At 72.9% G+C, this 25822-nt stretch carries 17 protein-coding genes; 7 read left to right on the top strand and 10 right to left on the bottom strand.

Annotated elements, in window-relative coordinates:
• Positions 1–26: 26 nt before the first annotated feature.
• From ABZ883_RS06310 to ABZ883_RS06270, 9 genes are all read right to left on the bottom strand, one after another.
• On the bottom strand, positions 27–1175 hold the full coding sequence (locus ABZ883_RS06310; protein WP_360902365.1) for a glycosyltransferase family 4 protein: 1149 nt from the start codon (positions 1173–1175) through the stop codon (positions 27–29).
• The gene (locus tag ABZ883_RS06305; protein ID WP_360902362.1) at positions 1172–2338 is read right to left on the bottom strand and encodes a glycosyltransferase family 4 protein; all 1167 of its coding nucleotides are present in this window, start codon (positions 2336–2338) and stop codon (positions 1172–1174) included. The genes ABZ883_RS06310 and ABZ883_RS06305 overlap by 4 nt, the downstream gene beginning before the upstream one ends.
• Entirely contained in the window at positions 2335–3669 is a 1335-nt protein-coding gene (locus tag ABZ883_RS06300; RefSeq protein ID WP_360902359.1) for a lipopolysaccharide biosynthesis protein, read from the bottom strand. The genes ABZ883_RS06305 and ABZ883_RS06300 overlap by 4 nt, the downstream gene beginning before the upstream one ends.
• Entirely contained in the window at positions 3662–4801 is a 1140-nt protein-coding gene (locus tag ABZ883_RS06295; RefSeq protein ID WP_360902356.1) for a glycosyltransferase family 4 protein, read from the bottom strand. The genes ABZ883_RS06300 and ABZ883_RS06295 overlap by 8 nt, the downstream gene beginning before the upstream one ends.
• Positions 4798–7308, bottom strand: a complete 2511-nt coding sequence (locus tag ABZ883_RS06290; protein WP_360902353.1) for a DUF2206 domain-containing protein — start codon at positions 7306–7308, stop codon at positions 4798–4800. Before ABZ883_RS06290 ends, ABZ883_RS06295 begins: the two co-directional genes overlap by 4 nt.
• Entirely contained in the window at positions 7305–8414 is a 1110-nt protein-coding gene (locus ABZ883_RS06285) for a glycosyltransferase family 4 protein (protein ID WP_360902350.1), read from the bottom strand. The genes ABZ883_RS06290 and ABZ883_RS06285 overlap by 4 nt, the downstream gene beginning before the upstream one ends.
• 6 nt (positions 8415–8420) lie before the next feature.
• Positions 8421–9023: a hypothetical protein gene (locus tag ABZ883_RS06280; RefSeq protein ID WP_360902347.1), complete on the bottom strand. Its 603-nt coding sequence runs from the start codon at positions 9021–9023 to the stop codon at positions 8421–8423.
• Between the two features lie 342 nt (positions 9024–9365).
• Positions 9366–10427: a LamG domain-containing protein gene (locus ABZ883_RS06275; protein ID WP_360902344.1), complete on the bottom strand. Its 1062-nt coding sequence runs from the start codon at positions 10425–10427 to the stop codon at positions 9366–9368.
• An 80-nt stretch (positions 10428–10507) separates the two neighbouring features.
• The gene (locus ABZ883_RS06270) at positions 10508–11743 is read right to left on the bottom strand and encodes a nucleotide sugar dehydrogenase (protein WP_360902341.1); all 1236 of its coding nucleotides are present in this window, start codon (positions 11741–11743) and stop codon (positions 10508–10510) included.
• Positions 11744–12479: 736 nt separating this feature from the next.
• Between ABZ883_RS06270 and ABZ883_RS06265 the strand changes: the two genes are divergently transcribed.
• The 7 genes from ABZ883_RS06265 (at position 12480) to ABZ883_RS06235 (ending at position 24991) form a co-directional block, all read left to right on the top strand.
• Positions 12480–14186 carry a glycerol-3-phosphate dehydrogenase/oxidase gene (locus ABZ883_RS06265; RefSeq protein WP_360902338.1) on the top strand — a complete coding sequence of 569 codons (1707 nt, stop codon included), beginning with the start codon at positions 12480–12482 and terminating at the stop codon, positions 14184–14186.
• A gap of 114 nt (positions 14187–14300) precedes the next feature.
• The gene (locus ABZ883_RS06260; RefSeq protein WP_360902335.1) at positions 14301–15935 is read left to right on the top strand and encodes a serine/threonine-protein kinase; all 1635 of its coding nucleotides are present in this window, start codon (positions 14301–14303) and stop codon (positions 15933–15935) included.
• Positions 15936–16056: 121 nt separating this feature from the next.
• A complete protein-coding gene (locus ABZ883_RS06255; protein ID WP_360902332.1) occupies positions 16057–17913 on the top strand; it encodes a serine/threonine-protein kinase in 1857 nt (618 codons plus the stop codon).
• Positions 17914–17994: 81 nt separating this feature from the next.
• Positions 17995–19881 carry a protein kinase gene (locus tag ABZ883_RS06250; protein ID WP_360902949.1) on the top strand — a complete coding sequence of 629 codons (1887 nt, stop codon included), beginning with the start codon at positions 17995–17997 and terminating at the stop codon, positions 19879–19881.
• A gap of 76 nt (positions 19882–19957) precedes the next feature.
• Positions 19958–21403 carry a serine/threonine-protein kinase gene (locus ABZ883_RS06245; protein WP_360902329.1) on the top strand — a complete coding sequence of 482 codons (1446 nt, stop codon included), beginning with the start codon at positions 19958–19960 and terminating at the stop codon, positions 21401–21403.
• Between the two features lie 124 nt (positions 21404–21527).
• A complete protein-coding gene (locus tag ABZ883_RS06240; protein ID WP_360902327.1) occupies positions 21528–23147 on the top strand; it encodes a succinic semialdehyde dehydrogenase in 1620 nt (539 codons plus the stop codon).
• Between the two features lie 14 nt (positions 23148–23161).
• On the top strand, positions 23162–24991 hold the full coding sequence (locus ABZ883_RS06235) for a GMC family oxidoreductase (RefSeq protein ID WP_360902324.1): 1830 nt from the start codon (positions 23162–23164) through the stop codon (positions 24989–24991).
• A gap of 475 nt (positions 24992–25466) precedes the next feature.
• Here the strand turns inward: ABZ883_RS06235 and ABZ883_RS06230 are convergent, their stop codons facing one another.
• A complete protein-coding gene (locus ABZ883_RS06230; RefSeq protein WP_360902321.1) occupies positions 25467–25754 on the bottom strand; it encodes a chorismate mutase in 288 nt (95 codons plus the stop codon).
• Positions 25755–25822: the final 68 nt, after the last annotated feature.

Genomic DNA, 25822 nt, shown 5'->3' with positions numbered 1-25822 from the left:
CCGCGGGAGATCCCCCGCGGCGGGCCTCACAGCGCCCGGAACAGCGTGATGTAGCGCTCCATCAGGCCGTCCCAGGCGAAGCGCCGTTCGGCCTCCTGCCGGCCCCGTGCGCCCAGCCGGTCGGCGAGCGCGCCGTCGGTCAGTACGGTGCGGCAGGCGGCGGCCAGTGCGGCGTGGTCCCCCGGCGGGACCAGGAGCCCGGTCCCGCCGTCCGTCACGACGTGCGGGATGCCGCCCACGGCGGAACCGACCACCGGGGTGCCGCAGGCCATCGCCTCGACGAGCACCATGCCGAAGGACTCGGCCTCGGTGCGCGACGGCAGCACCGCGAGGGCGGCCGTCCGCACCGCTTCGACCAGGGCGTCCCCGGTGAGCTCCCCGGCCGCCTCGACGCGGTCGGCGACGCCGAGTTCCGCCGCGAGCCGCAGATGGTCCCCTACGGCGTCACCGCCGCCCACCAGGCGCAGCCGTACGCCGGGCACGTCGGCCGCCAGCTCGGCGAAGGCCGTCACCAGGACGTCGACGCCCTTCCAGGCCGACGAACGGTCCATGCGCCCGACGTAGACGACGGTGCGGGGACGCTGCGAGGCCGGGCGGCCGGGGGTGAACCGCCCGATGTCGACGCCGGGGCTGATCCCGACCGCGTGCGGGTGCCCGGCGGCCAGCGAGACCGGGGAGACCGCCACGAGCGTCCGGGCCCGCCGGAACACCCGTGGCAGCACGCGCCGTTCGTACATGCCGATGAGCCGGTCCGCCGCGCCGCTGCCGGGCTCGCCCTTGTGCATCGAGCCCGCGTGGTAGGTCAGGACGGCGGGCCGCTTCCCTGAGAGGGCGACCGCCAGGTCGGGCAGGCCGGGGACGGGCGCGTGGGCGTTGACCACCTCGGCGCCGGTCCGCCGCAGCCAGCGGCGCAGTTGCAGCGGCCACAGGGGGCTGAGCGGTGTGTTGGACAGCCGCAGCCAGGCGCCGAGCCGGACGACCTGCACCCCCTCCTCGGTGTCCACCGTGGTGCGCAGTCCCGACAGCCGGGTCGTGATGACGACCGGCCGCAGCCCGGGGGCCTCGGCGACGGCGCGGGCGATCCGGGCCGTGTAGTTCTCCACGCCGCCCACCTTGGGCGGGTAGTAGGGGGCGACGACGGCCACGGTGCGCTCGCCGCCGGGTGCGGGCTTCATCGGCGGCCCGACAGGACGGCCCGGTAGTGCTCCTCGTGGGCGTCGATGATCGCGTCGGCGCCGTAGCGCTCCGCGGACTTCACCGCGCCCTTGCCGAGCCGCTCCAGGGTGGCCCGGTCGCCGAGCAGGTCCGTCAGCGCGGCCGCGAACTGGTCGACGTCACCCGGGTCGGCCAGCCGGCCGTTGTCCTCGGAGACCAGCTCGGGCAGTCCGCCGGTCCGGGAGGCCACCACCGGGCGTCCGGTCTGGAACGCCTCCAGGACGACGCGTCCGAAGATCTCGGGCCAGAGGGAGGGCACCACGACGACCGCGGCCGACTTCAGGCACCGGGCGACCTCGGTCGTGTCGAGCCGGCCGCGGAAGACCACCCGGCCCTCGGCCACGAGGTCGGCGGCCATCGCCTCCAGGCGGGCGCGGTCGGCGCCGTCGCCGACGACGGTCAGCCGTGCTCCCGGGTGCTTCACGGAGGCCTTCCGGAAGGCCTCGATGAGCACGTCCACGCCCTTGACCCGCTCCAGACGGCCGGTGAAGAGCACGCTGTCGGCGTCGGTGATCGGTGACGGGCCGAAGCCGCTCTCCGCGCTGTTGGGCACGACGAAGACCGGGACCTTGCCCGCGTCTTCTCGGACGGTGTCGGCCATGTACTGGCTGAGGGCCAGCATCCGGTCGATGCCCCGGAGCCACAGCAGATATGCGGGACGCTGCATGAACCGCAGGTAGAGGTAGCGCAGGGTGTCGGTCGTACTGAGCCTGCCGCCGTTGGTCGCGGTGGCCAGGTTCCAGCGCAGCAGTTTCAGCGTCCAGTCCTCGGGGCCCCGCGCGGTGAGGAGCCGCGGGTGGCCGCGCGTGGCCGCCAGAACGGCGGGGCTGAACTCGCCGATGGTGTGCAGGTGCACCACGTCCGGCCGGAACTCCGCGAGGATCCGCTTCATCTGCCGGTAGGCGCGGTGGTGCCAGAAGTAGCCGAGCAGTCGGGTCGCGGCGCCGCCGTCGATCGCGGGGACGACGTGGTCGGCGAACAGTGCGCGGCCCTCCGCCAGCCGGTCGGTGGCGACGACCTCGACGGTGTGGCCCCGCTCGCGCAGTCCCTCGGTGATCAGCCGGACGCTCTTCTCGGCCCCTCCTGCCTCGAAGCCGATGTTCACCACCTGAAGGATCTTCATCTGTTCGTCTCCATGGCTCGGGACGGGCTCGGGTCCGGCCCTGGTTCCGGCTCCTGTGCCGCGGCGGGACTCCGGCGCCGGTGTGTGAGCAAGGCCCCCAGAGCGACGAGTCCGGACGCGAGGTTGCCCGCTCCCCAGGCCCAGCCGATCCAGACCAGGCCGCGCGGCGCCCACAGGAAGGCGAGCGAGATCGACACGGTCGCGTGGACGGAGTTGTTGATGATCAACTGGCCGATCTGGCGCGTCAGTTTGAGAGCGAAGTTCGACCAGCTGGACAGGGCGACCGCCAGCGCACCGAGCGCGAAGGCGATGAGCAGCGGTCGTGCCTCGGCGGCGTAGCTGCCGCCGAAGAGTCTCAGGATCAGCCCGCCGGCTGCTGCCACGACCGCTGCGGCGGGAACCATGAGCCCGGCGGTGACCAGGGCGGTCTTCCGCAGGAGGGGGCCGATCCGGGACGGGTCGTTGGAGCCCTCCGCGAACAGGGCCTCTCCGATGGAGAAGGACACCGAATTGAGCAGACTGGCGATCTGGAAGGCGACGTAGTAGTAGCCGGCGGCCGCCGCGCCCAGCTGGTGCAGCACGATGAGCGGGATCGCCAGCTGCGGCACCAGGTTGAGCAGGCTGGTGACATAGTTCGCGACGGAGAAGCGCAGTTGCTCGCGCAGCCGCGTGCCCCGGGTGCGGAAGTCGAATCGGAAGCCGAGCCGGCGGTGCATCAGGAACAGCGAGACCAGTGCGGTCACCGCGAACCCGCCGCCGGTGGAGCCGAGAATGCCGACCGAGCCGTAGCCGACCAGGGCCACCGGCAGGGCCAGTTTGACCAGTCCCTGGAGCAGGCCGTAGACCAGCGCGTTCTGATGGGCGAGGCGGGCGCTGACGAAGACCGAGAAGGTCAGCTGGCTCACCGCGGCGCAGATGCAGAACACCACGAAGGCCGTGGCCGCCGGCAGGTGGTCGCGGACGAAGACCAGTTTCGGCGCGTACAGCGGCAGGCAGAGCAGGTAGGCCGCGGCGATCATGAAGGAGACCGCCCCGACGAGGGAGATCGACTGGGTGAGCTGCCCGTTGCGGGCGGGGGCCGGCGCCGGGAAGCGGATCAGGGTGCTGTTGAGCCCGAACAGGCTCAGGTAGGAGATCAGCGAGGTCGCCGAGATGAGCGAGGTGGCCAGTCCGACCTGCTCCGGACTGTAGAAACGCGCCACCACCACCCAGAAGACGAAGCCCAGTCCGGCCGTGGTCGCCGTGGAGGCCATCAGGAAGAAGGAACTGCGGTACACATGGTCCCGCTCCCGCTCCTGGGCCCGGGCGTGCCCGCCCTTGTCCTCAGACACCGGCGTCCGGTCCCGCAGCGTCCCGGTAGTACTGGGCCAGCGTGTTCACGTGCTCCTCCCAGGAGAAGGCCGTCTCCGCGAGCTCGCGGGAGTACCGGCCCATGGCCGCGCGCCGCGGCTCGTCCCCGGCGAGGGCGGACAGCGCGGTGCGGATGGTGGCCGCGTTCCGTTCCAGCAGGGTGACGCGGGAGCGGTCGAGGCGGTAGGGCGCGTAGCCCGGGTCGTCGGTGGTGACGACGGGCAGGCCGGAGGCCATGGCCTCCTGGACCGTGAGGGGGAAGCCCTCGGCGGTCGACGGGAGGGCGAAGACGTCGCAGGCCCGGTACGCCTCGGCCAGTTCCCGCGGCGGCAGGCCCCCCAGGTGGTGCACGCCGGGCCGGCCGGCCAGTGCGGCGGCGTCGCCGTCCCCTGCGAACACCAGGTCGTAGCCGGCCGCCGGGTCGTAGCCCGACAGCAGCAGGTCGTAGCCCTTCTTCGGCACCAAGCGCCCGGCGAAGAGCACCAGCGGCCGGTCCCGGGGCAGGCCGAGTCGCTTGCGGGCCAGCGACCGTTCCTCCCCGGAGACGGCGGGCCGGAAGAGGCCGGTGTCCACGCCGTTCGCGAGATGACGTGCGCGGTCGGCGCGGGCTCCGTAGCGGCGGACGAAGTCCGCGACGGAGGCGTTGAGGGTGATGACGGTACGCGCCCGCCGCAGCAGTCCGCGCCCGGCGACGGCGTACACCACCCGCTGCACCCCGCGCACCAGGGCCGACGGGTGCTGCACCAGGGCGACGTGCTGGGTGACGAGGTGCGGGGTGCGGGTGAGCAGCGCGGCGAGACCGGCCGCCCACGAGGTCGGGTACAGGCAGTCGTGCACATGGATCACATCGGCGCGGCGGCCCCAGCGCAGCGCGGCGGAGAGCAGCCGGGGCGACGGCACGGGGAAGGGCACACCGGCCCGCTCCGCGCCGTTCCACGCCGCGACGCGCACCACGCGTACGCCGTCCTGCCGGGTGGTCGTGCCGCGCTCGCCGGTGGTGAGGACGGTGACGTCGAAGCCCTGGGCGGCGAGGTGCACGGCCTCCATACGGACGACGTTCTCGATGCCGCCGACGTGCGGCGGGTAGTAGTGGCCGACCAGGAGGACCTTCATCGGTAGATCCTCGCCCCCTCGCTGCTGTAGATCTCGTTCTTCGCGTTGTCGAGGAGACCGGTGGGATAGCGGAAGGTGATGAGGTCGCCGCGGTAGGAGAACGTCACCCGTCCCGTGCGCACGGTCGAGGTGCCGAGCAGGAGGTAGGAATCGGTGCGTACTTTGGTCGGGAAGATGTCGCCCACGACAGGGCCGGTGAGCGTGGTCTGCTGCCGGCTGAAGGTGAAGCGGTCGGTCTGCACCAGGGACGGCCTGCCCTCGGCGGCGAAGCGCTGGGCCAGCCAGTAGGCGGCGATCCGCTCCTCGGTGCTCGGATCGTAGATGTCGTAGTACTGCCCGGCGTTGCTGAGCTGGAGCTGTGCCGGGTAGCCGCCCAGAAGTTTGGGAACCACGCCGGTGAGGTCCAGGAACAGCGCCGTCATCAGCGCGTACACGATCACCACCCGGCGCCGTCCGGCCCAGCGCAGCAGGGACAGCAGGCCCGCCGCGATGAAGGGCGCGAAGAAGAACAGTCCCTGCTGGAAGGCGCGGAGCGCGCCGTAGTCGACCGAGAGCTGGGGGACGACCGTCAGCATCCCGAGCAGCGCGACGGCGCCGACGGTCAGGGTGGTCTGATCGCGCAGTGGGCGGAAGGCTCCCCGCCGCGCGATGACGAGCACGACGAACCCGATGATCAACAGGACTTGCAGAAGGCCCGCGGTGAACCTGCGCAGCAGCGAGTTGACCGTGACCGTGTCCAGGCCGGCCGCCCTGAGCGACCGGCCCGCCGCGGTGAGGGCCATGTTCGGCTCGGGGGTGACGGGCGTCGGGTAGGCGTCCACCGTCCGGAGCGGCAGATACGTTCCCCTTTCCCGGTCGGCGGCCGTCTCCCGCACGGTCTCGGCGCGGTACGCGCTCAGCCGCTCCTGGGGCGTCAGCGACGGCCCGCCGCCGAAGAGGCTGTACGAGACGTCCGAGGAGCCGCCGCCCGCATGCCCCGGGTCGCGGATCTCCTGCACGACTCCGCTCAGCGTGGTGCGCAGTTGCCCGCTGGTGTGCGTCACCGGGCCCGCCCACACCAGTGCCATGGCCGCGGCCGCCACCACGATCCACCAGGTCAGGAAGGAGGAGGCGGCCGCCGCCGGTCGGTGCTTGTCCCGCCGCCGGCCCCAGGCCCTGCAGCGCTCCACCGCGCGCCAGATCAGGTCGGTGCCGACCGCGACACCGGTGATGGCGATCAGCACGTAGATCGTCGCGTAGTGCGAGAGCGTGATGCCGGCCAGCAGCACCACGAACACGATCCGCCGTACGCGCAGCGGCCGCCCGGCGTCGGTCAGCACCACCATGCCGCAGCCGAGCAGGACGAAGGCGACCTCCTGGCGGCCCAGGAAGGTCATGTCGGAGAGGAAGGTGGGGAAGAGCATGAAGAAGACGGCCGAGACCATCGCCACCAGGTGCGGCGCGACATTGCGCACCGCGCGGTGGACCAGCACCGGAGTGAGGGCGAACAGCAGCGGCAGCACGATCTTGAAGACCCAGATGTCGGGGATCGCGGTGAGCCGGAACACGCTCACGGGCAGCAGGGTGACGCTCAGACAGGCGTTGTAGGCGTCGGGATAGGTGGAGATGTCCCAGAGCGATCCGCCGAGCGTCAGCCGGAAGAACTCGTACTCGCGCTGGATGTCGTGGCCCGTGATGGACCAGCCGCGCAGCGAGTTCAGCAGGAGCAGCGCGGCCGCGCCGAGGAACAGACCGGTGTCCAGGACGGCGACCGGGTAGCGCGACCGGCCGCTCATCAGCAGCACCAGCAGAACCGCGATGGTGATCAGCGCGGCCGTGCTCACCCCGCCGCCGTAGCCGTTGTTCAGCCGGATCGGCCCGGCCACCGACAGCACGAGCGCGACCCCGCAGAGCGCCGCCACGGGGATCGCACCCGGCGGCAACCCGTCGCGGAGCCACGATCCGCGCTCCTCCGCCCGCTTCTCCTCCGGCACGAACGCGCCGACCACGATGAGGGTGAGCGCTGTGGCACCAGCCAGTGACACCCGGGTCAGTGGACGTTCGACCCCGGCCAGGGGCAGCACCGTGTTCACGCCGAGGGCGATCACGAGATCCGTGATGACCGCCATGCCGACGGCGAGCAGGAGAGCACCGTCCCTGGTGGACACCACGCGGGAGGCGGTGCCGCGCCACAGCGCGACCGGTGCTCCGAACAGCAGCCACAGGCCGGCCGCCGTCAGCAGGACGCCCGGCACGCCGGGCAGCATCTCCACGACACAGGCCAGCGCGATGCCGAGCAGCACCGCGAGGCGACCACGCAGGAGGTCGCGGGCGCGCAGACCCGTCGTCGGCCGCTGTCCCTGCGCGGATCCATCGCCGCCGCCGCCGCCGACGACGACGTCGTCCCCGGCCTCGTCCTCGGCCCCGGCCGCATCCGCGTCCGCGTCTGCTTCCGTCCCCGCTCCGACAGCCCATGACGGAGTCCGGCGGCCCGGGCGGCGGGTGGTCCCCGCGTCGTGGGACGTCATACGGCGTCCTCCGGGTAGACCTGCGCGTAGACCTGCTCGACCTGGGCCGCCACGGTTTCCCAGGAGTAGTCGGGCGCCGTCGCGGCGCTCTGCCGGGCGAGGCGCAGCCGCAGACCCGGGTCTGCGGCGACCGAGTCGACGGCCGCGGCCAGGGCCGCCGGGTCGGGAGCGGCCAGCAGGCCCACCCCGTCGAGCAGTTCGGCGGTGCCGGGAACGTCGGTGGCGATCACCGGCAGGGCGGCGGCCATCGCCTCCAGGACGACCAGCGGCATGCCCTCGCGGTCCGAGGGAAGCACAAAGGCGTCGGCGTCCGCGTAGGCCCGCACCAGGTCCTCGCCGAGCAGCCCGCCGGAGAACTCGACATTGCTCAGCCCCAGCTCGGCGGCGTACGCCTCCAGCTTCTCCCGCAGTTCGCCGTCGCCGACGATCCGCAGCTGCACCGGCTCCCGGAGCAGGGCGGCCGCCTCCAGCAGCCGGGCGACGTTCTTCTGCGCGCTGAGGCGGCCGACGTACAGCAGCCGCAGGGGGCGCCGCACCGTCTGGCGCACCGGCATGAAGTAGTTCGCCCCCACGCCGTTGGGCACCACGAACACCCGGTCCGCCCGTACGCCGTAGGTGTCGCGCACGAAGGCGCCCTGCTCCTCGGTCAGCACGATCACCCCGGCCGCGGCGCGCATCGACCGCCCGAACACGTGCTTCTTGTACGCGGGCAGCAGCCGCCCGAAGCGTCCGGAGGGGTCCACGTCGAAGTGGAAGTGGAGGATGAAGCGCTGTCCCCGCAGGCGGGCGGTGAGGGCGACGAGTTCGGGCATGAAGGCGTGTGCGCAGTGCAGGTGCAGCACGGCGTCGCGCGGCGCGCGCACGGCGAGCGAGATCGGCAGGCCCGGCGAGAGCGCGGTGTGCGCGATCTCGATCGCGCGGTGCCGCCGGATGGTCACCCGTCCCGCGCCGTAACGGCGCGGTCGGCCGTCGGCACCGAGCGCGGTGGTGATGACCCGCACGTCGTGACGCTGCCCCAGCTGGTGGGCAAGGTGCTCCACCACACGTTCGAGCCCCCCCAGATGCGGCGGGTAGTACGGGGTGATCTGCACAATCGTGCGTCGCATCAGGCTTCAGTCCCGTACGTCGGGGTGGGTTGGACTCGGATCGCTCTTCGAGGCCTTCGGCGCCAGGAAGCTGTAGTGCAAGGACTGCGGGTGGCCGACGAGGGCGACCCGCAACAGCGCGGTGCCGGACGTCTTCGTGAACCGGGTGACGACGGGCACCGGCCGGCCGTCCTTGGGCTCGACCCCCACCGTTTTGGTGGCCACGGCCTTGCCGTCGGCCGACTCCAGGGTCATCCTCAGCCGCAACGGCGCGTTTCCCGTCCCGTGGGCGTTCACGGCGATCGGAACGATGAGGACGCCTCCGTCGAAGCGCGGCATGTCCGTGAAGTAGAGCTCGGTGAAAGGCGCCGACTGCCGGGTGAAGGACTGCAGCAGCACCGTGCGCACGGACGGCACCGACCAGAGTCCCGCGACGAGCGCGCCGGCGGTCACGACGGCGACGGCCGCACCCGCGAGCCGCCGTACCGGTGGGAGCGGGGGACGGCGTGTGCCGTCCGGGCCCCGGTCCTCACCCGCCGGGCGGGGTGCGGGGTGCTCCGGATCCGGATCGGGATCGGGTTCCGGAGCGTGGCCGGCGGAGGAACCGGGTTCGGTGGGACGGGAGTTCATGGGGTTTCACGCCTTGCGGCCTCGCGGATCACGGCGGACGCCGTGACGTCGGGTGGGCGGGGAGCCCCGCCGCGCGCAGGGACGACTGCGGACAGACCTCTCATGTGTCATGCCCCCCGGGGTGCTCGCACGGGGCGGCGGCCCTCGTGAGTTTCTCCGCAGTGCGTCCGTACGCAAGGGGCCTGCCACGTGCGGCCTGCGGCCGCAGTGGGAACTCCCGCGACCGGAGCGCGTTCACCGGTCGGACGACGACGTGCGGAACCAACGTGACTGTAGTCCTATATTTTTTAGCACTGTTGATGGTGTGACCGATTTGTAATGACGAACGGCCGAGAGTGATCGTCAGCCGACCAGCCACGAAGCGATCGGCTTGGCGTCCCCGCCCGCCCCGCCGTCCTTGAGGTCGGCCACCTGGGCCGGTGTCAGCGCCTGGTCCCAGATCAGGATGTGACCGAGGACGCCCGCCCAGTAGTCCCCCCAGGCGCCGTGCGTCCGCGCCCGGCCGAGCTGCAGCGGGCCCCTGCCGGCCCAGATGCCGGGGACCTTCCTCGATCCGGCCGGCTTCCCGTTCACATAGAGCGCGACCGTCTTCGTCCTGGCGTCGTAGGTGCCCGTGAGCAGTGCCCACTCGTTGACCGTGTTGACGTTCGCGGCGGCCTCGACCTGGAACGTCGTACTGTCCGCCCCGCCGTCGGCGGTTTGCACCCTGAAGACCCACTTGCGGGCGGCGCCCGAGGCGTCCCGGCCCAGGACGAGCGAGGAGGAGATGCCGTCGCCCTGGCTGATCGCGGAACGGGAGACGTTCGGCGCCTCGTTGTAGACCCAGGCCGAGATGCTGAAGCTCTTTGTGACGTCGATCAGCTGCGCGGACGACTGCGCGAACGAGTTGCTGTTGCTCCGGAGCCTGATCACATAGCCGTTGGCGACTTTGTTCACGCCCGCGTCCGGCCCCAGGATGAGATTGTTCTGTCCGGACTTGTCGGCGAGGGCGTGGTCGTCCCCGGGGACCGTGGGTGAATCGGCCCCGGCGGAGGGGGACACGGGGGCCGAGACCGTAGGACTCGGGGAGGGGGACGGGGCGGCCGCGTCGGACGTCCCGTTCGCGTAGTGGAGAACCACGGCGCCCGCGCCGACCCCGAGCACGCAGGCCACCAGGACGATCGCGGCCGTTCTGAGTCGGTGGCGACGGCGCTGCCCGGCCTCGTGGGCGTCGGCCAGTGCCTGCCAGTCAGGCTGCTGATAGCCGGTGGGCTGCCCGAATCCGGGCTGCTGCCCGTACGGTATGTGCTGCTGGGGGTACCCGTAACCGCTCGGCGCCGCGGGTGGCTGCGGAGCAGACGGGCTGTTCCAGGCGTTCTGGCCAGGGGCGTTCGCCCCGTCCGGGTGTTCCGTTCCGTCAGTCACACCACGGATGCTAGAGCAGCGCCGCGGGATCCCCTACGGCTCCTCCCGTACGAACCCGTTTCGTCTGCGTTGCGCCGCGCTCACAGGCGCGCGGCCGCGCCGACCGGGGTGGCGCCGCGGGTGTCCAGCATGAGCTGGGCCTTGGCGGAGAGGCCCTGCATGTCGTAGGTGCGGTGGTGCTGGAGGAGCACGGTCAGGTCGGCGTGCGCCGCGGCCTCCCACAGCGAGTCGGCGCGGGGCACCGGGCGGTCCAGCACACGCCACTCGGGGGCGTAGGGGTCGTGGTAGCTGAGCTGCGCGCCGAGTTCGATGAGCCGGGCGCCGATCTCCCGTGCCGGGGCGCCCTCCTGGTCCGGCAGGTCGGGCTTGTACGTCACGCCGAGGAGCAGGACGCGGGCGCCGCGCAGCGACTTGCCGTGCTCGTTGAGGAGCGCGGCGGCACGCTGCACCACATAGCGCGGCATGCGCGCGTTGACCTCCTGCGCGTACTCCACCAGCCGCAGCGGGTGACCGCGCATACGGCCCTGGTACGGCGGGTGGTTGGGGTCCAGCGGCATCGTGTGGCCGCCCACCCCGGGGCCCGGCCGGAAGGCCTGGAAGCCGAAGGGGCGGGTCTCGGCGCAGCGGATCACGTCCCAGACGTCGACGCCGATGTCGTGGCAGAAGACGGCCATCTCATTGGCCAGCGCGATGTTGACGTGCCGGTAGTTGGTCTCCATCAACTGCACGGTTTCCGCCTCGCGCAGGCCTCTGGCCCGCACGATCCGCTCGGCGAAGCGGGCGTAGAACGCGGCGGCGGCCTCCGTGCACGCGGGGGTGAGGCCGCCGATCACCCTGGGGCCGGCGAAGCCGCGGACGGGGGAGTAGGCGAGATGGAAGCCGTGGCCCGCGCGCAGGCCCGAGCCCTTCTCCAGCAGCGGCCGCAGGAACTCCTCCGTCGTGCCCGGGTAGACCGGCGACTGCAGCACCACGGTGGTGTGCGGGCGCAACTGCGCGGCCAGCGTGCGGCCGGCCTCCTCCAGCGCGGCCAGGTCGAGCTCCCGGTCCTCGCCGACGGTGACCGGCGCGCAGATCACCGCGGTCCTGACGCGGCCCAGCGCGGCAGGGTCGGCGGTCGCGCGGAAGCCGGCGGCCAGCATCCTGCGGACGTCGGCGGCGGCGAGATCTCCGGACGGTCCGCGCAGGCCCGCGTTCACCGCGTCCACGGCCCCCTCGTCCGGGTCGTACCCGATCACCCCGATCCCGGCGGCGCAGGCCGCCTGCGCGAAGGGCAGGCCGGCATGGCCGAGTCCGATGACTGCGAGGTCTGCGGGCATGGGGGCCTCTTCCTGCGTGCGGTACCCAAACAGCTCGAAATCAGGCTAACCAGACAGGTAGCTGATATGACCGCACGCCACGCGGCGTCGCGCTGCGCTTCGCTGTGCCTGGGTTTTTCCCCGCCCTCCCGCCCGAGTGCCCGGCGCGGTAAGTGCGGGCCCTGCGCTGCGTGCGTTGTGGGGGTCGGCGCCGCTCCGGAGTCCGTCCTCGGGGCTCGCGGTTTCCCCCCCCGCAATTTGTGTGCTGCGGTCGCCGCTCGTCCCCTGCGGGCGGACCCCGGCGCACCCCCTCCCGGGGCTGTTGGGGCGACTTACGGCCGGTGGGGTGTCTGTTGGCGGTGACGGCGAAGCATGTCGTTGGCGCTGCGCCAACGCGTGCCCGAGCACGGTGCCGTCTCTGACCACCCACCGGGGATCAGGCGCGGGACGAGACGGAGGGGGCGGGGTCGGAGGGGTGGCGTTCTGGACACTGGAGCATATTTGGGTGCACAACCCGGAGTGATCAAGTCGGGTCCCTGAGGCACCTAAATGTGCTGTCCAGAATGGCAGCCCCGGAGGCCCCGAACCCGGCCCCCCAACAACTGGCGTCGGGGCGCCCAGACCTTGCCGGGCACACGGGCGGGAGGGCGGGGAAAGGGCCGGGCCCCACAGGTAGCAGGGGCGGGCGGGGCGGGTAACGATCGTGGTGACGGGGAATGCGCTGTGGCGCGACCGCGCATCATCACGGGAGGCTCGGATGCTGACGGCGACATTGGGACCGGCGGAGCGCGCCTCCGCGCTCGCCCGAATGGCGGAGCAGGAACTGGACGTGCTCGTGGTCGGCGGCGGTGTCGTCGGCTCGGGGACGGCGCTGGACGCCGTGACCCGCGGACTGTCGACCGGGCTGGTGGAGGCGCGGGACTGGGCGGCGGGGACGTCGAGCCGGTCGAGCAAGCTGATCCACGGCGGCCTGCGCTATCTGGAGATGCTGGACTTCGCCCTGGTCCGGGAGGCCCTGAAGGAGCGCGGGCTGCTCATCCAGCGGCTGGCCCCGCACCTGGTCAAGCCGGTGCCGTTCCTGTATCCGCTGCAGCACCGCGGCTGGGAGCGCTTCTACGCGGGGGCGGGCGTGACGCTGTACGACACGATGGCGCTGTCGTCGGGCCACAGCCGCGGCCTGCCGCACCACCGGCACCTGTCGCGCAAGGGCGCGCTGCGCGTGGCTCCGTGCCTGCGCAAGGACGCGCTGGTGGGGGCGCTGCAGTACTACGACGCGCAGATGGACGACGCCCGCTACACGATGACGCTGGTCAGGACGGCCGCCGCGTACGGCGCGCTCGCCGCGAACCGGGCCCGGGTGATCGGTTTCCTGCGCGAGGGCGAGCGCGTGGTCGGCGCCCGGGTCGAGGACGTCGAGGGCGGCGGTGTGTACGAGGTGCGGGCCCGGCAGATCGTGAACGCCACTGGGGTGTGGACGGACGACACGCAGGCGCTGATAGGCGAGCGCGGACAGTTCCACGTCCGCGCGTCCAAGGGGATCCACCTGGTCGTGCCGAAGGACCGCATCCACTCCTCGACCGGGCTGATCCTGCGCACCGAGAAGAGCGTGCTGTTCGTGATCCCGTGGGGCCGGCACTGGATCGTCGGCACGACCGACACCGACTGGTCCCTGGACAAGGCGCACCCGGCCGCGTCCAGTGCCGACATCGACTATCTGCTGGAGCACGTGAACTCCGTCCTCGCGGTGCCGCTCACCCGTGACGACGTCGAGGGCGTGTACGCGGGGCTGCGGCCGCTGCTGGCCGGGGAGTCGGAGGCGACCAGCAAGCTGTCGCGCGAGCACACGGTGGCGCATCCCGTGCCGGGGCTCGTGGTCGTGGCGGGCGGCAAGTACACGACGTACCGGGTGATGGCCAAGGACGCGGTGGACGCCGCCGTGCACGGGCTGGACCGCCGGGTGGCGGAGTGCTGCACGGAGGACGTCCCGCTGGCCGGCGCCGAGGGCTACCACGCGCTGTGGAACGCCAGGGCGCGCATGGCGGAGAGCACCGGCGTGCACGTGGCGCGCATCGAGCATCTGCTCAACCGCTACGGCTCCCTCACCGAGGAGGTGCTGGCGCTGATCAAGGACGACCCGTCCCTCGGCAGCCCCCTTGCCAATGCCGAGGATTATTTGCGGGCCGAGATCGTCTACGCCGCCCGGTACGAGGGCGCCCGCCACTTGGACGACGTGCTCACCCGCCGTACCCGCATCTCCATCGAGACCTTCGACCGGGGCACCCTCAGCGCCCGCGAGGCGGCCGAGCTCGTGGCGCCCGTGCTGGGCTGGGACAAGGAGCAGGTGGAGAAGGAGGTCGAGCACTACCAGAAGCGGGTGGAGGCGGAGCGGGAGTCGCAGCGGCAGCCGGACGACCAGACGGCCGACGCGGCCCGTCTGGGCGCCCCGGACATCGTGCCGCTGTAGCGCGCGGGAGCGCAGGTGGGCGGGCGTTCCGTGTGGCCTGGACCACGGCGCCCGCAGGTGCCGTGACGGGGCCGGATATCGTTCCTTCTGGCAGATCGCAGGAAGGGGCGCGCGATGTCCGACCTCGGACGCCTGGTGGCAGGGCGGTACCGACTCGTCGAGCGGATAGGCCGCGGCGGCATGGGCACTGTGTGGCGGGCCGAGGACGAACTGCTCGGACGCCCGGTGGCCGTGAAGAAGCTGCATCCGCCGCAGCCCCATCTGCAGGACGACGAACTGGAGACGCTCTTCGAGCGCACCCGGCGCGAGGCGCGCAGCGCCGCCCGGATCAGCCACCCCAATGTCGTGGTGGTCCACGACGTGGTGGAGGACGAGGGCCTGCCGTCGATCGTGATGGAGTACGTGCCGGCCACGACGCTGGGCGACCGGCTGAAGGAGCGCGGGCCGGTCGCGCCCGAGGAGGCCGCCCGCATCGGCCGCGGCATGATCGCCGCCCTGCGTGCCGCGCACGCCGCGGGCGTGCTGCACCGGGACGTGAAGCCGGGCAATGTGCTGCTGTCCGACACCGGCCGGGTGGTGCTGACGGACTTCGGCATTGCCCAGGCGTCGGGGACCTCGACGCTGACGCGCACCGGCGAGCTGATCGGGTCGATCGACTTCCTGGCGCCGGAGCGGCTGACGGGTGGTACGCCCGGTCCCGAGGCGGACCTGTGGGCGCTGGGGGCGACGTTGTTCCAGGCGGTGGAGGGGCGCTCGCCGTTCCGCCGGGACACCGCCATCGAGACCGCGTACGCCATCGCCACCGACGAGGTGCCCGTCGCGGGCCGTGCGGGCCCGCTGGGTCCGGTCATCGCCGGGCTGATGGTCAGGGAGCCGGAGCGACGGCTGCCGGCGCAGGAGGCCGAGCGGATGCTGCGCGGCCTCGCCGCCGAGACCGCGACGGCGAGTGTGCGGCGGGACGAGCTGTCCCACCAGCAGCCGCTGACCGGGCCGACCGCGGTCGTCCGCCCCCCGGCCGGACCGGTGACGGCCCCCGTCACCGCGATGTCGCCGGCCCCGGCGCCCGCCCCGGTTCCGCCGCCCGTCCGCCGGCGGCGCGCCCCGCTGTGGATCACCGCCGTCGTCCTGGTCGCGGCCCTCGCCGGGGGCGGGGCGTACGCCGCCCAGCACTTCGGCGGCGTGGACGACACCGGCGCGGGACCGACGGGACCGACGGGACCGTCCGCGACGGCGTCGAGCAGCACACCGTCCGCCCCCGCCTCGCCGCCCGCCTCGCCGCCGCCCTCGTACAGCCCGCCCCCCGTCCCGGCCGGCTACCACCTGGTCGACGAACCGGACCGGGGCTTCTCCGTGCCCATTCCCGACGGGTGGACACGCCAGGTCAGCGACGACGGCCAGCAGATCATCTACGTCGACCCCACCGGGCTGGTCGGCCTGCGCATCGGCACGCTGGACTTCGCCGGGCCGAGCCCGCTCCAGCACTTCAAGGACGAAGAGGCGCAGACGATCCCCAAGCTGGACGGCTACGAGCAGCTGCGGATGCAGAGCACCCAGTGGCGCGGACGGCCCGCCGCCGTATGGGAGTTCACCTTCGAGGGCAAAGCACGCACGTTCCGCGCCGTCGACCTGGGGTTCGGCGATCCCGGACAGCGGGAGTTCGCCGTCTACCTCTCCGCTCCGGCCGCCCAATGGGCCTCTGACCGGCGGGTGTTCGAGAACGTCGTGGCCGGACTCGTGCTGCACGACTAGCACAGGGCCGGGCCGGGGTGGGACCACGGGGCATTGTCAGGGATGATGGAGCTCTCCATCCCGCGGTCGCCGTAACCAGGCGATGAGGGAGCTTCATCTTCAGCGACTGCAGAGGGAATTCATGGGTCAGGCGCACGACACCGACACCGACCACCGCCTCCTCGCCGGCCGCTACCGGCTGGGTGCCGTGCTCGGCAAGGGCGGCATGGGCACGGTGTGGCGGGCCGTCGACGAGACCCTGGGCCGTACCGTCGCCGTCAAGGAGCTGCGCTTCCCGGGCAATGTCGACGAGGACGAGAAGCGCCGCCTGGTCACCCGCACGCTGCGGGAGGCCAAGGCGACCGCCCGGATCCGCAACACCGGTGCGATCACCGTCTTCGACGTCGTCGAGGAGGACGAGCGCCCCTGGATCGTGATGGAGCTGGTCGAGGGCCGCTCGCTGTCCGACGCGATCCGCGAGGACGGCCCGCTGACGCCCAAGCGCGCCGCCGAGGTGGGCCTGACCGTCCTGGACGTGCTGCGCGCCGCGCACAAGGAGGGCATCCTCCACCGCGACGTGAAGCCGTCCAACGTGCTGCTCGCCAAGGACGGCCGGGTGGTGCTCAGCGACTTCGGCATCGCCCAGATCGACGGCGACCCCTCGGTCACCTCCACCGGCATGCTCGTCGGCGCCCCCTCCTACATCTCGCCCGAGCGGGCCCGCGGCCAGAAGCCCGGACCGCCCGCCGACCTGTGGTCGCTGGGCGCGCTGCTGTACGCGTGCGTGGAGGGCCGGCCGCCGTACGACAGGGGATCGGCCATCGCCACCCTCACCGCGGTGATGACCGAGCAGCTCAAGACCCCCGCCAACGCGGGCCCGCTGGCCGGCGCGATCCAGGGGCTGCTCGCCAAGGATCCCGGGGAGCGCCTCGACGACGCGGCCGTGCGGCCGATGCTGACCGAGGTGGCCAGCGCCCCGGCCGTGCCCGTCGGCCCGGCGCCCGACGCCACCCGGGCGATGGCACTGCCCACCGATCCGCAGCCGACCCCCACCGACGCGCCGCCCGCGACCCGCGAGGCCGCCGCCGACCAGGCCGCGCTGCGTGCCAAGAAGACCAAGCCCGCCCCGGCGCCGGCGCCCGCACAGGCCACCGCGGCCGCACCGGCGCCGTTCGCCCTGCCGCCCTTCCTGCGGGACGAGCGGCACCGCAGGACCCTGCTGATCGTGGCGGGCGTGGTCGTGCTGGCCGTGCTCGGCACGATCATCGGCGTCCTCGCGAGCGGCGGCGACGACGGCACGGGCTCGGGGGCGTCCCCGGCCCCTTCGACCTCGTCGAGCACCAAGTCCGGTGACAACGGCGGCGTCCAGGACGACAAGGGCGGCAAGGACGACGACACGTCCGGTGACGGCCAGGGCAAGAACGAGGACGACGGCAAGAGCGACAACTCCGGCAAGGGCTCCGGCTCCACACCCTCGTCCGGTGACACCTCCGGCTCCGGCAAGGGGTCCGGCGGCGGCTCGGGCGACTCCAGCGGTTCGGTGCCTTCCGGCTGGCAGACCTACGTCTCCGAGGCGGGGAACTTCTCGATCGCGCTGCCCGCCGGCTGGGCGGCGAACAGCAAGGGCAACGGGTACGGCAGCGGCCTGATATTCAACGCGAGCCACAGTCCGCGCGTCCAGATTGACTGGACGAAGACGCCCGGCAAGGACGCGGCGAAGGCGTGGAGGGACCAGGAGCCGAGCACCCGCAGTGCGTACCCCGGCTACCAGCGGATCTCCATCGCCCCGGTGTCCTGGCGCGGTTACCGCACCGTCGCGGACTGGACGTTCACCTTCACCTCGCACGGCACCAAGATGCGGGCGGTCAACCGCGGTTTCGTCGTTGACGACACGCACGGCTACGCCATCCTCTTCACCGCCCCGGACGCCGAGTGGAACAGCCCGGAGACCAAGGCGACGCTGGCGTCTCTCTACAACACCTTCAAACCGGCCAAGTGACGCCGCCCGAGCACGTATCGTGAATCATTGCGGACTGTCCGCATCCAGATCGGACCGGATCTGACGCTTTGGGGAGGCGTGGTGGACGACTACGCGGGACGGGTACTGGCCGACCGCTACCGCCTGCCGCGGCCACCCGCCGACGAGTTCGAGCTGGTGGAGACCCGGGCCTTCGACACCTACAGCGGCCAGGAGGTGCTGATACGCCAGGTCCTGCTGCCGGAGGTCGTCGGCGCCGAGCCGGAGCCGTACCGCGGTGACGGCGGGGACACCGCGCGCCGGGCGCTGGAGGCCGCCCGTGCGGCGGCATCCATACCCGACCACCCGCGGCTGGTGCAGGTCTTCGACATCTTCGTCGAGGACGGCAGCGTCTGGATAGTGAGCGAGCTGGTGTCGGCCCGGCCGCTGGCCGCGCTCCTGGCCGACAAGAGGCTGAGCCCGTACCGGGCCGCCGAGGTCGGCAACGACGTCCTGACCGCGCTGCGCGTGCTGCACGCCCACGGCTGGACCCACCGCAATGTCACCGCGGGCACCGTGCTGGTCTGCGACGACGGCCGTGCGATGCTGTCCGGCCTCGCGGTCGGCGCCGCCCAGGAGGCGCTGTGCGGCTACAACACGCTGCCGGTGCCCGCGCTCACGGGCGGCGGCGAGGAGGACGCGGGCGGCGGCAGCTGGGAGGGCCCGCACTCGGTGCTGGAGCTGGAGCGTGCCCGGCAGGCCCGGCTCACCGTGGTCGGCCCGGTCACCGAACGCTGGGCGCCGGAGCAGGCCACCGAGGTCCACGAGAACTGGCAGCTGGCCCCGCCGGTCGGCCCGGCCGCCGACCTGTGGGCGCTGGGTTCGCTGCTGTTCCGCAGTGTGCAGGGCCACCCGCCGTTCCCCGAGGAGTCGACGACCGAGCTGGTGGCGCTCGTGGTCGCCGAGCCCCCCGCGTTCGCGGAGGAGTGCGGCCCGCTGCGGCCCGTCGTGGAGTCCCTGCTGCGGCAGGACCCCGAGGAACGGCCGGACGTGGAGGAACTGCGCGGCTGGCTGCGCTCCCTCGTGCGCTCCGCCCCCGAGCCGGACCTCGGGCTGCGCACCGTTCCGGTGCCCGCCGACGACGCGCACAAGCTGCCCGTCGTACGGCGCCGGGGCGAGCTCGTCCGGCGCCGCAAGGCCGCCGCCGATCCGGTGCCGGCGCCCCTCGCCCACGGCCGGCACAAGCGGTCCAAGGCGCGCACCAAGCCCCAACGGGGGCCGCGCACACTGGGGTTGGTGCTCGTCGCCCTGGTCATGGCGCTGCTGGCGGCCGCCGTGGTCTACGCCGTGGTCTTCCTGCCCCGCGGCGGCAGCACCGACGAGGGCGGCGCGGACGCCGCACGCACCCTGCCCGCGCAGGTGCCCGGAGGCGACGGCAAGCCGCAGGGCTCGCACGCCCCGTCCTCGCAGGCACCGCCCTCGCGGACGCCGGTGAGCCGCGCCCCGGCGAGCAGCGCCCCGCCCAGCCGGCCCGCGTCCCCCGACAACACGGTGACCACCGGTCTCGGCGGCGATTTCCAGCTGCGCACCGACCCCGCGGGCTTCCGCCTGGCCGTGCCCAACGGCTGGCAGCGCAGCGGCACGAACGGCGACGGCCAGGTCCGCTACTCCGGCGGGGACTACCGGTTGCTCGTCGTCCCCGGCCGCGACTCCGTCGCCGACAAGGGCAGCGACCCCATGGCGTACCAGAACAACGAGCCGGAACTGGCCGGCTTCCGCGCCTCCGGCTGGTCCTCCGCCTCCGGGCTGCGCCGCCTCGACATGGGCGGAGTCCCGGCCGCGGAGGGGGAGTTCAGCTGGAGCGACGCCTCGGGGCAGCAGTTGTTCGCGCGCAACCTGGTGATGATCCGGGACGGCAAGTACCACGTCGTGCTGGTCGTCGGCCCGGACAACCGCCGCTCGGACGTGAAGCGGTACTTCGAGAAGGCGGCGGAGACGTACAGCACCTGATGCGTCCCGCTCCGGTCCCGCCGCGCGGAACCGGAGCGGGACGGTCCGGCGTCGAACAGGCCGTGGGGGCAGGGGAATGATCGGAAGCGCGAGCGGCAGCGGCAGCGTGCTGGCCGGACGGTACCGGCTGGGCGACCTGATCGGCAGCGGTGGCATGGGCCGGGTGTGGGAGGCCCAGGACGTCGTGCTGCGGCGCACCGTCGCGGTCAAGGAGCTGACCCTCGGCGCCCATCTCGCCGAGGAGGACCGGGCGCTGCTGCAGACCCGCATGCAGCAGGAGGCCCGTGCGGCGGCCCGGATCAGCCATCCGGGGGTGGTCACCGTCCATGACGTCGTCGAGCAGGACGGGCGCCCGTGGATCGTCATGGAGCTGGTCGACGGCCGCTCCCTGGAGGAGGCGATCCGGGCGGACGGCCCGCTCGTCCCGCGCGAGGCCGCCCGGGTCGGCGCCGCCGTCCTGGGCGCGCTGCGCGCCGCGCACGCCGCGGGCGTCCTGCACCGCGACGTGAAACCGGCCAATGTGCTGCTCGCCCGCGACGGCCGCGTGTTGCTGTCGGACTTCGGCATCGCCGTCGTCGAGGGCGACGCGGCCATCACGCGCACCGGCGAACTCGTCGGCTCCGTCGACTACCTGGCCCCCGAACGGGCCCGTGGCGACCGCCCGGGGCCCGAGTCCGACCTGTGGTCGCTGGGTGCCACGCTCTACGCCGCGGTCGAGGGCCGCTCGCCCTTCCGCCGCACCTCGGCGATCGGCACGCTCCAGGCGGTGGTGTACGAGGAACCGCCCGCAGTGACGAGCGCCGGGCCGCTGGGGCCGGTGATCGCGGGCCTGCTGCGGAAGGAGCCGGCCGCGCGGACGCCCGCGGACCGGCTCGCCACCGCCCTGGCACTCGTCGCCGCGGGCGGGCCGCGCCAGGAACGCCCCCGGGGGCGGCGCGTCCGCGTCCGCGTCGCGCTCGCCGTGTCGGTCGCGGTCGCCCTGGTCGCGGGCGCCGCGGTCCTTGTGGATGTGCTGCGCGACCACGACCGCGCCGGCAACGGCGGTTCGGCGGCCGGTTCCACGGCCGGGGTGCCCGCCGGATACGAGCGGGTCCACGACCCGGCCGGGTTCAGTGTGGCCGTACCGCGGGGCTGGAAGCGGCAGTTGGACGGCGACCAGATCGACTACACGCCCGACAACGGCGCGCACCGGCTGCGCATCGGGATCGAGCGGCACCCGGCGGACCCCAACCCGTACATGCACCTGCTGGGGCTCGAACAGGACGTGCGCGCGCTGCCCCACTACAGCCGTGTGCGGCTGCACCAGAACACCTTCCGCGAGGGCGACGGCGCGCTGTGGGAGTTCACCTGGACCGCGGGGAACGAGAACCCCGGGCCGCGCCGCGCCGTCGACCAGGCGTACCGCGCCCCGGACGGTACCGAGTACGCGATCTACATGGGTGCCCCGGCGGCCGACTGGCCCGCCTCCCTCGCCCGTTTCCAGGTCGCGCTGCAGACCTGGCGGCCCGGCCCGGGGGCCTGAACCACGCGTCCCGGCACCCCTGCCGGGACCCCTGAGGCGTTCTTGCCAGCTTTTGCTGGCGGCATTGTGAAAATTAGCTACTGACGGGTATGCACGCGGTGCCGTCCCGCCGTACTCTCCCGCCATGACGGACTTCCCCCCAAGTGGTCCCGCCGGTCCGGCCGGCGACGGCAATCCGGTCGCCCCCTCCGGCAGCAGGACGGCCGCTGACGTGGTCACCCCCGACCTGGTCGCACGGCTCACGCGGGGCGTGGGCGGCAGCGGCCGAACCGCGAACCACACGCCGATGACCGGCGAGACGCTGGCGGAGCTTCCCGAGTCGACGCCGCAGGACGTGGCGGCGGCGTACGAGCGGGCCCGGGAGGCCCAGCGGGCGTGGGCGGCCACCCCGGTCCGCCGCCGCGCGGCGGTCCTGCTGCGGTTCCACGACCTCGTCCTGCGCCGGCAGGCCGAGGTGCTGGACCTCATCCAGCTGGAGACGGGCAAGACCCGGCTGCACGCGCACGAGGAGGTGCAGGCCGTCGCCGTCGCCGCCCGCCACTACGGGCTGAAGGCCCCCTCGTACCTGCGGCCCAAGCGGCACACGGGCGCGATCCCGGTGCTGACCAAGGTCACCGAACTGCGCCACCCGCGGGGCGTGGTCGGGCAGATCGCCCCCTGGAACTATCCGCTGGAGCTCTCGATCGGCGACGCGCTGCCCGCCTTCGTCGCGGGCAACGCCGTGGTCATGAAGCCCGACACGGAGACCGCGCTGACCGCCCTGTGGGCGCGCGAGCAGCTGATCGAGGCCGGGCTGCCGGCCGACGTGTGGCAGATCGTCATCGGCGAGGGCCCGGTCGTCGGCCCTGCCGTGGTCGAGCACGCCGACTACGTCTCGTTCACCGGCTCGACCCGCACCGGCCGCGACGTGGCGACGCGCGCCGCCGCGCGCCTGGTCGGCGTCTCCCTCGAACTGGGCGGCAAGAACGCCCTGCTGGTCCTGGAGGACGCCGACCTGGACAAGGCGGCCGAGGGCGCGGTCCGCGCCTGCTTCTCCTCCGCGGGGCAGCTGTGCATCTCCATCGAGCGCCTCTTCGTGCACGCGTCGGTCGCCGACGCCTTCCTGGAGCGCTTCACCGCCCGCACCAGGGCCCTGAGGCTCGGTACGGCCCTCGCCTACGGCGCCGGGATGGGCTCGCTGGCCGGCGAACGCCAGCTGGAGACCGTCACCCGGCACGTGGAGGAGGCCGTCGCCAAGGGCGCGACCGTCCTCACCGGAGGCCGGCCGCGGCCCGACGTCGGCCCGTTCTTCTTCGAGCCGACGGTCCTGGACGGGGTGGAGGCGCCGATGGCGGTCTGCACCGAGGAGACCTTCGGGCCGGTCGTCTCCGTCTACCGCTTCACCGACGAGGACGAGGCCGTCGCACGCGCCAACGCCACGCCCTACGGCCTCAACTCCAGCGTGTGGACCAAGGATGCCCGCCGCGGCGCCCGGGTCGCGGCCCGTCTGCGCAGCGGCACCGTCAACGTCAACGAGGGCTACTCGGCCGCCTACGGCAGCGTGCGCTCCCCGATGGGCGGCATGAAGGACTCCGGCCTCGGCCGCCGGCACGGCTCCGAGGGCATCCTGAAGTACACCGAGGCACAGACCGTGGCCACGCAGCGGCTGCTGCCGATGGCCCCGTCGATGGGCATGGACGACGAGAAGTACGCGGCGTTCATGAGCCGCAGCCTCCGCGCGATGAAGGCGCTGAGGCTCCGCTGATGGGGGAGGGGCCGATGACGCGGAGCGGGGACGACGGCCGGGACGACGGCCGGGACTACGACGTGATCGTGATCGGGTCCGGCTTCGGCGGGGCCGTCTCCGCGCTGCGCCTGACCGAGAAGGGCTACGCGGTCGGCGTCATGGAGGCGGGCCGCCGCTGGACCCGCGAGAGCCTGCCGAAGAACTCCTGGCACCTCAAGGACTACCTGTGGGCACCGTCCCTCGGGCTGTACGGGATCCAGCGGATCCACCTGCTCGACAACGTCATGATCCTGGCGGGCGCCGGGGTCGGCGGCGGCTCGCTCAACTACGCCAACACCCTGTACGTGCCGCCGAAGGCGTTCTTCGAGGACCGCCAGTGGGGCCACATCACCGACTGGCGCGAAGAGCTCGCGCCCTACTACGACCAGGCGCAGCGGATGCTGGGCGTGCGCCTCAACCCGACGATGACCCCCTCCGACGTCCACCTCAAGGCCGCCGCCGAGCGGATGGGCGTCGGCGACTCCTTCCACATGGCCCCGGTCGGCGTGTTCTTCGGCGACGGCAAGGACGCAGTCGGGGAGGGGGCCGGGAAGGGCGCCGACGGCGCCAGGACCGCGCCCGGCGGCGAGGTGCCGGACCCCTACTTCGGCGGCGAGGGCCCGTCCCGGCGGGCCTGCACCGAGTGCGGGGAGTGCATGACCGGCTGCCGGCACGGCGCCAAGAACACCCTCAACGAGAACTACCTGCACCTCGCCGAGAAGGCGGGCGCGGTGATCCACCCCATGACCACGGTCACCGCGCTGGCGGAGAACCCCGGGGGCGGCTACGACGTCTCCGTCGTCCCCACCGACCGCCGCAAGGCCGCCCCCCGCGTGCTGCGCGCGCGGTACGTGGTCGTCGCGGCCGGCACGTACGGCACGCAGACGCTGCTGCACCGCATGCGCGACGCGGGCCGGCTGCCCGGTGTCTCGGCCCGGCTCGGCGAGCTGACCCGCACCAACTCCGAGGCCCTGGTGGGCGCGCAGACCGACAGCCGCCGCTACCGGAAGCGGACCGGCCAGAAACGGGTCGACTTCACCCGGGGCGTGGCCATCACGTCCTCGATCCACCCGAACGACAGCACCCACATCGAGCCGGTCCGCTACGGCAAGGGCTCCAACTCGATGGGCGGCCTGTCCATCCTCCAGGTCCCGCACGGCACGAAACTGCCGCGCGGCCTGGCCTACCTCGCGCACTGCGCCCGCCACCCGGTGCTGCTGATGCGCTCGCTGTCCAACCGCCACTGGTCCGAGCGCACCATCATCGGCCTGGTCATGCAGTCCCTGGACAACTCGCTGACCACGTACCGCAAGCCCAAGGGACTGGGGAAGGGCCTGCTCACCGCCCGCCAGGGCCACGGCGCGCCCAACCCGGACTTCATCCCCGAGGGCGCCGAGGCGGCCCGGCTGCTGGCCGAGGAGATCAACGGCTTCGCGGGCAGCAACGTCGGCGAGTTGATGGGCACCCCGCTCACCGCGCACTTCCTGGGCGGCTGCGCGATCGGCGAGGACGCGGAGCACGGCGTCATCGACCCGTACCACCGGCTGTTCGGGCACCCGGGCATCCACGTGGTGGACGGCGCCGCGGTGTCGGCGAACCTCGGCGTCAACCCGTCGCTGACCATCACCGCGCAGGCGGAACGGGCGATGTCGCTGTGGCCCAACAAGGGTGATGCCGACCCGCGTCCGGCCCAGGGCGAGGTGTACCGCCGGGTCGCGCCGGTCGAGCCGAAGCAGCCGGTCGTCCCGCGGGAGGCGTTCGGCGCGCTGCGCCTGCCGCTGCTCCCGGTCCCGCCGGTCCCACCGGCACCGCGCACGTCCTGACGGCCCCGTCGTGCGGGGCGGGCGGACGGCGACTCACTCGATCGTGGGCCGGATGTCTGCCCAAGTGCCGCGAAATGAGTAGTGTGTTCCTCGCAGAGCGGCCGGCCCCCGGCGTCCCCGGAGCCGACCGCCACTTTTGAGTCGTGACCGGGCTGCTGTCCCCTGCCGTCCGGTCACATTCCACCGGAACGAGGTCCCACGGCGAGCCCGCGGTGCTTCCACTAGACGCGGGCGCGCCTCATCGTCCCGGTGCCACCCCGCCCAGCTGCGTCTGAGCGGTGTCCACGCGCGGTGTCCTGCTTGTCGACGTCTTGTTGTTCCTGCTGTCCCTGCTACCCCTGGCCCAAGGTGACCGCGCCTGGCTGGCACGGACACCGGATTCAACGAAGGCACCCGGAGGCGGTCACGTGCCGTACGGGTGATGCCCCCCGAACGGGTCACTCGGCCCGTCCCGGGGGCTGCTCACCCGCCCGCGTCAGACGCGGCCGCGGCACAGCTCCAGCAGGGTCATCGCCAGCGCGGTGCCGGGCCTGCCCAGCTCACCGCGGAAGCGGGCGAGGACCTCCATCTCACGGGCCAGGTGCACCCGGCGGCCGCCGGACTCGATCCTGGCCCGCTGGATCCCGGCCGAGACGGTCATCCGTTCCCGGATCAGTTCGACGATCCGTGTGTCGAGGTCGTCGATGCGCTGCCGCGCGCCGGCGATCACGGTCTCGGCGTCCGGAGTGCGGTCCTGCCCGGTGGGTGCTGCCGTGCCGCTCATGGGTCTCTCCTCGGTTGGTCGGGGCCCCTGGCCCGCCCGGGGAGGCATACGCCAGACGCCCCGGGCCG

Origin of the sequence: Streptomyces sp. NPDC046977 (genome assembly GCF_040644455.1) — a bacterium.
GTDB lineage: Bacteria > Actinomycetota > Actinomycetes > Streptomycetales > Streptomycetaceae > Actinacidiphila.
Note: the sequence above shows the minus strand (reverse complement) of the source record. Positions and strands in the feature narration are given on the sequence as shown.

Excerpts from the sequence above, each read along its gene's own strand:
- ABZ883_RS06310 (WP_360902365.1), bottom strand. The coding sequence starts at position 1,175 with ATGAAGCCCGCACCCGGCGGCGAGCGCACCGTGGCCGTCGTCGCCCCC.
- ABZ883_RS06255 (WP_360902332.1), top strand. The coding sequence starts at position 16,057 with ATGGGTCAGGCGCACGACACCGACACCGACCACCGCCTCCTCGCCGGC.
- ABZ883_RS06280 (WP_360902347.1), bottom strand. The coding sequence starts at position 9,023 with ATGAACTCCCGTCCCACCGAACCCGGTTCCTCCGCCGGCCACGCTCCG.
- ABZ883_RS06245 (WP_360902329.1), top strand. The coding sequence starts at position 19,958 with ATGATCGGAAGCGCGAGCGGCAGCGGCAGCGTGCTGGCCGGACGGTAC.
- ABZ883_RS06295 (WP_360902356.1), bottom strand. The coding sequence starts at position 4,801 with ATGAAGGTCCTCCTGGTCGGCCACTACTACCCGCCGCACGTCGGCGGC.
- ABZ883_RS06265 (WP_360902338.1), top strand. The coding sequence starts at position 12,480 with ATGCTGACGGCGACATTGGGACCGGCGGAGCGCGCCTCCGCGCTCGCC.
- ABZ883_RS06235 (WP_360902324.1), top strand. The coding sequence starts at position 23,162 with ATGACGCGGAGCGGGGACGACGGCCGGGACGACGGCCGGGACTACGAC.
- ABZ883_RS06290 (WP_360902353.1), bottom strand. The coding sequence starts at position 7,308 with ATGACGTCCCACGACGCGGGGACCACCCGCCGCCCGGGCCGCCGGACT.
- ABZ883_RS06230 (WP_360902321.1), bottom strand. The coding sequence starts at position 25,754 with ATGAGCGGCACGGCAGCACCCACCGGGCAGGACCGCACTCCGGACGCC.
- ABZ883_RS06285 (WP_360902350.1), bottom strand. The coding sequence starts at position 8,414 with ATGCGACGCACGATTGTGCAGATCACCCCGTACTACCCGCCGCATCTG.
- ABZ883_RS06260 (WP_360902335.1), top strand. The coding sequence starts at position 14,301 with ATGTCCGACCTCGGACGCCTGGTGGCAGGGCGGTACCGACTCGTCGAG.
- ABZ883_RS06240 (WP_360902327.1), top strand. The coding sequence starts at position 21,528 with ATGACGGACTTCCCCCCAAGTGGTCCCGCCGGTCCGGCCGGCGACGGC.
- ABZ883_RS06305 (WP_360902362.1), bottom strand. The coding sequence starts at position 2,338 with ATGAAGATCCTTCAGGTGGTGAACATCGGCTTCGAGGCAGGAGGGGCC.
- ABZ883_RS06270 (WP_360902341.1), bottom strand. The coding sequence starts at position 11,743 with ATGCCCGCAGACCTCGCAGTCATCGGACTCGGCCATGCCGGCCTGCCC.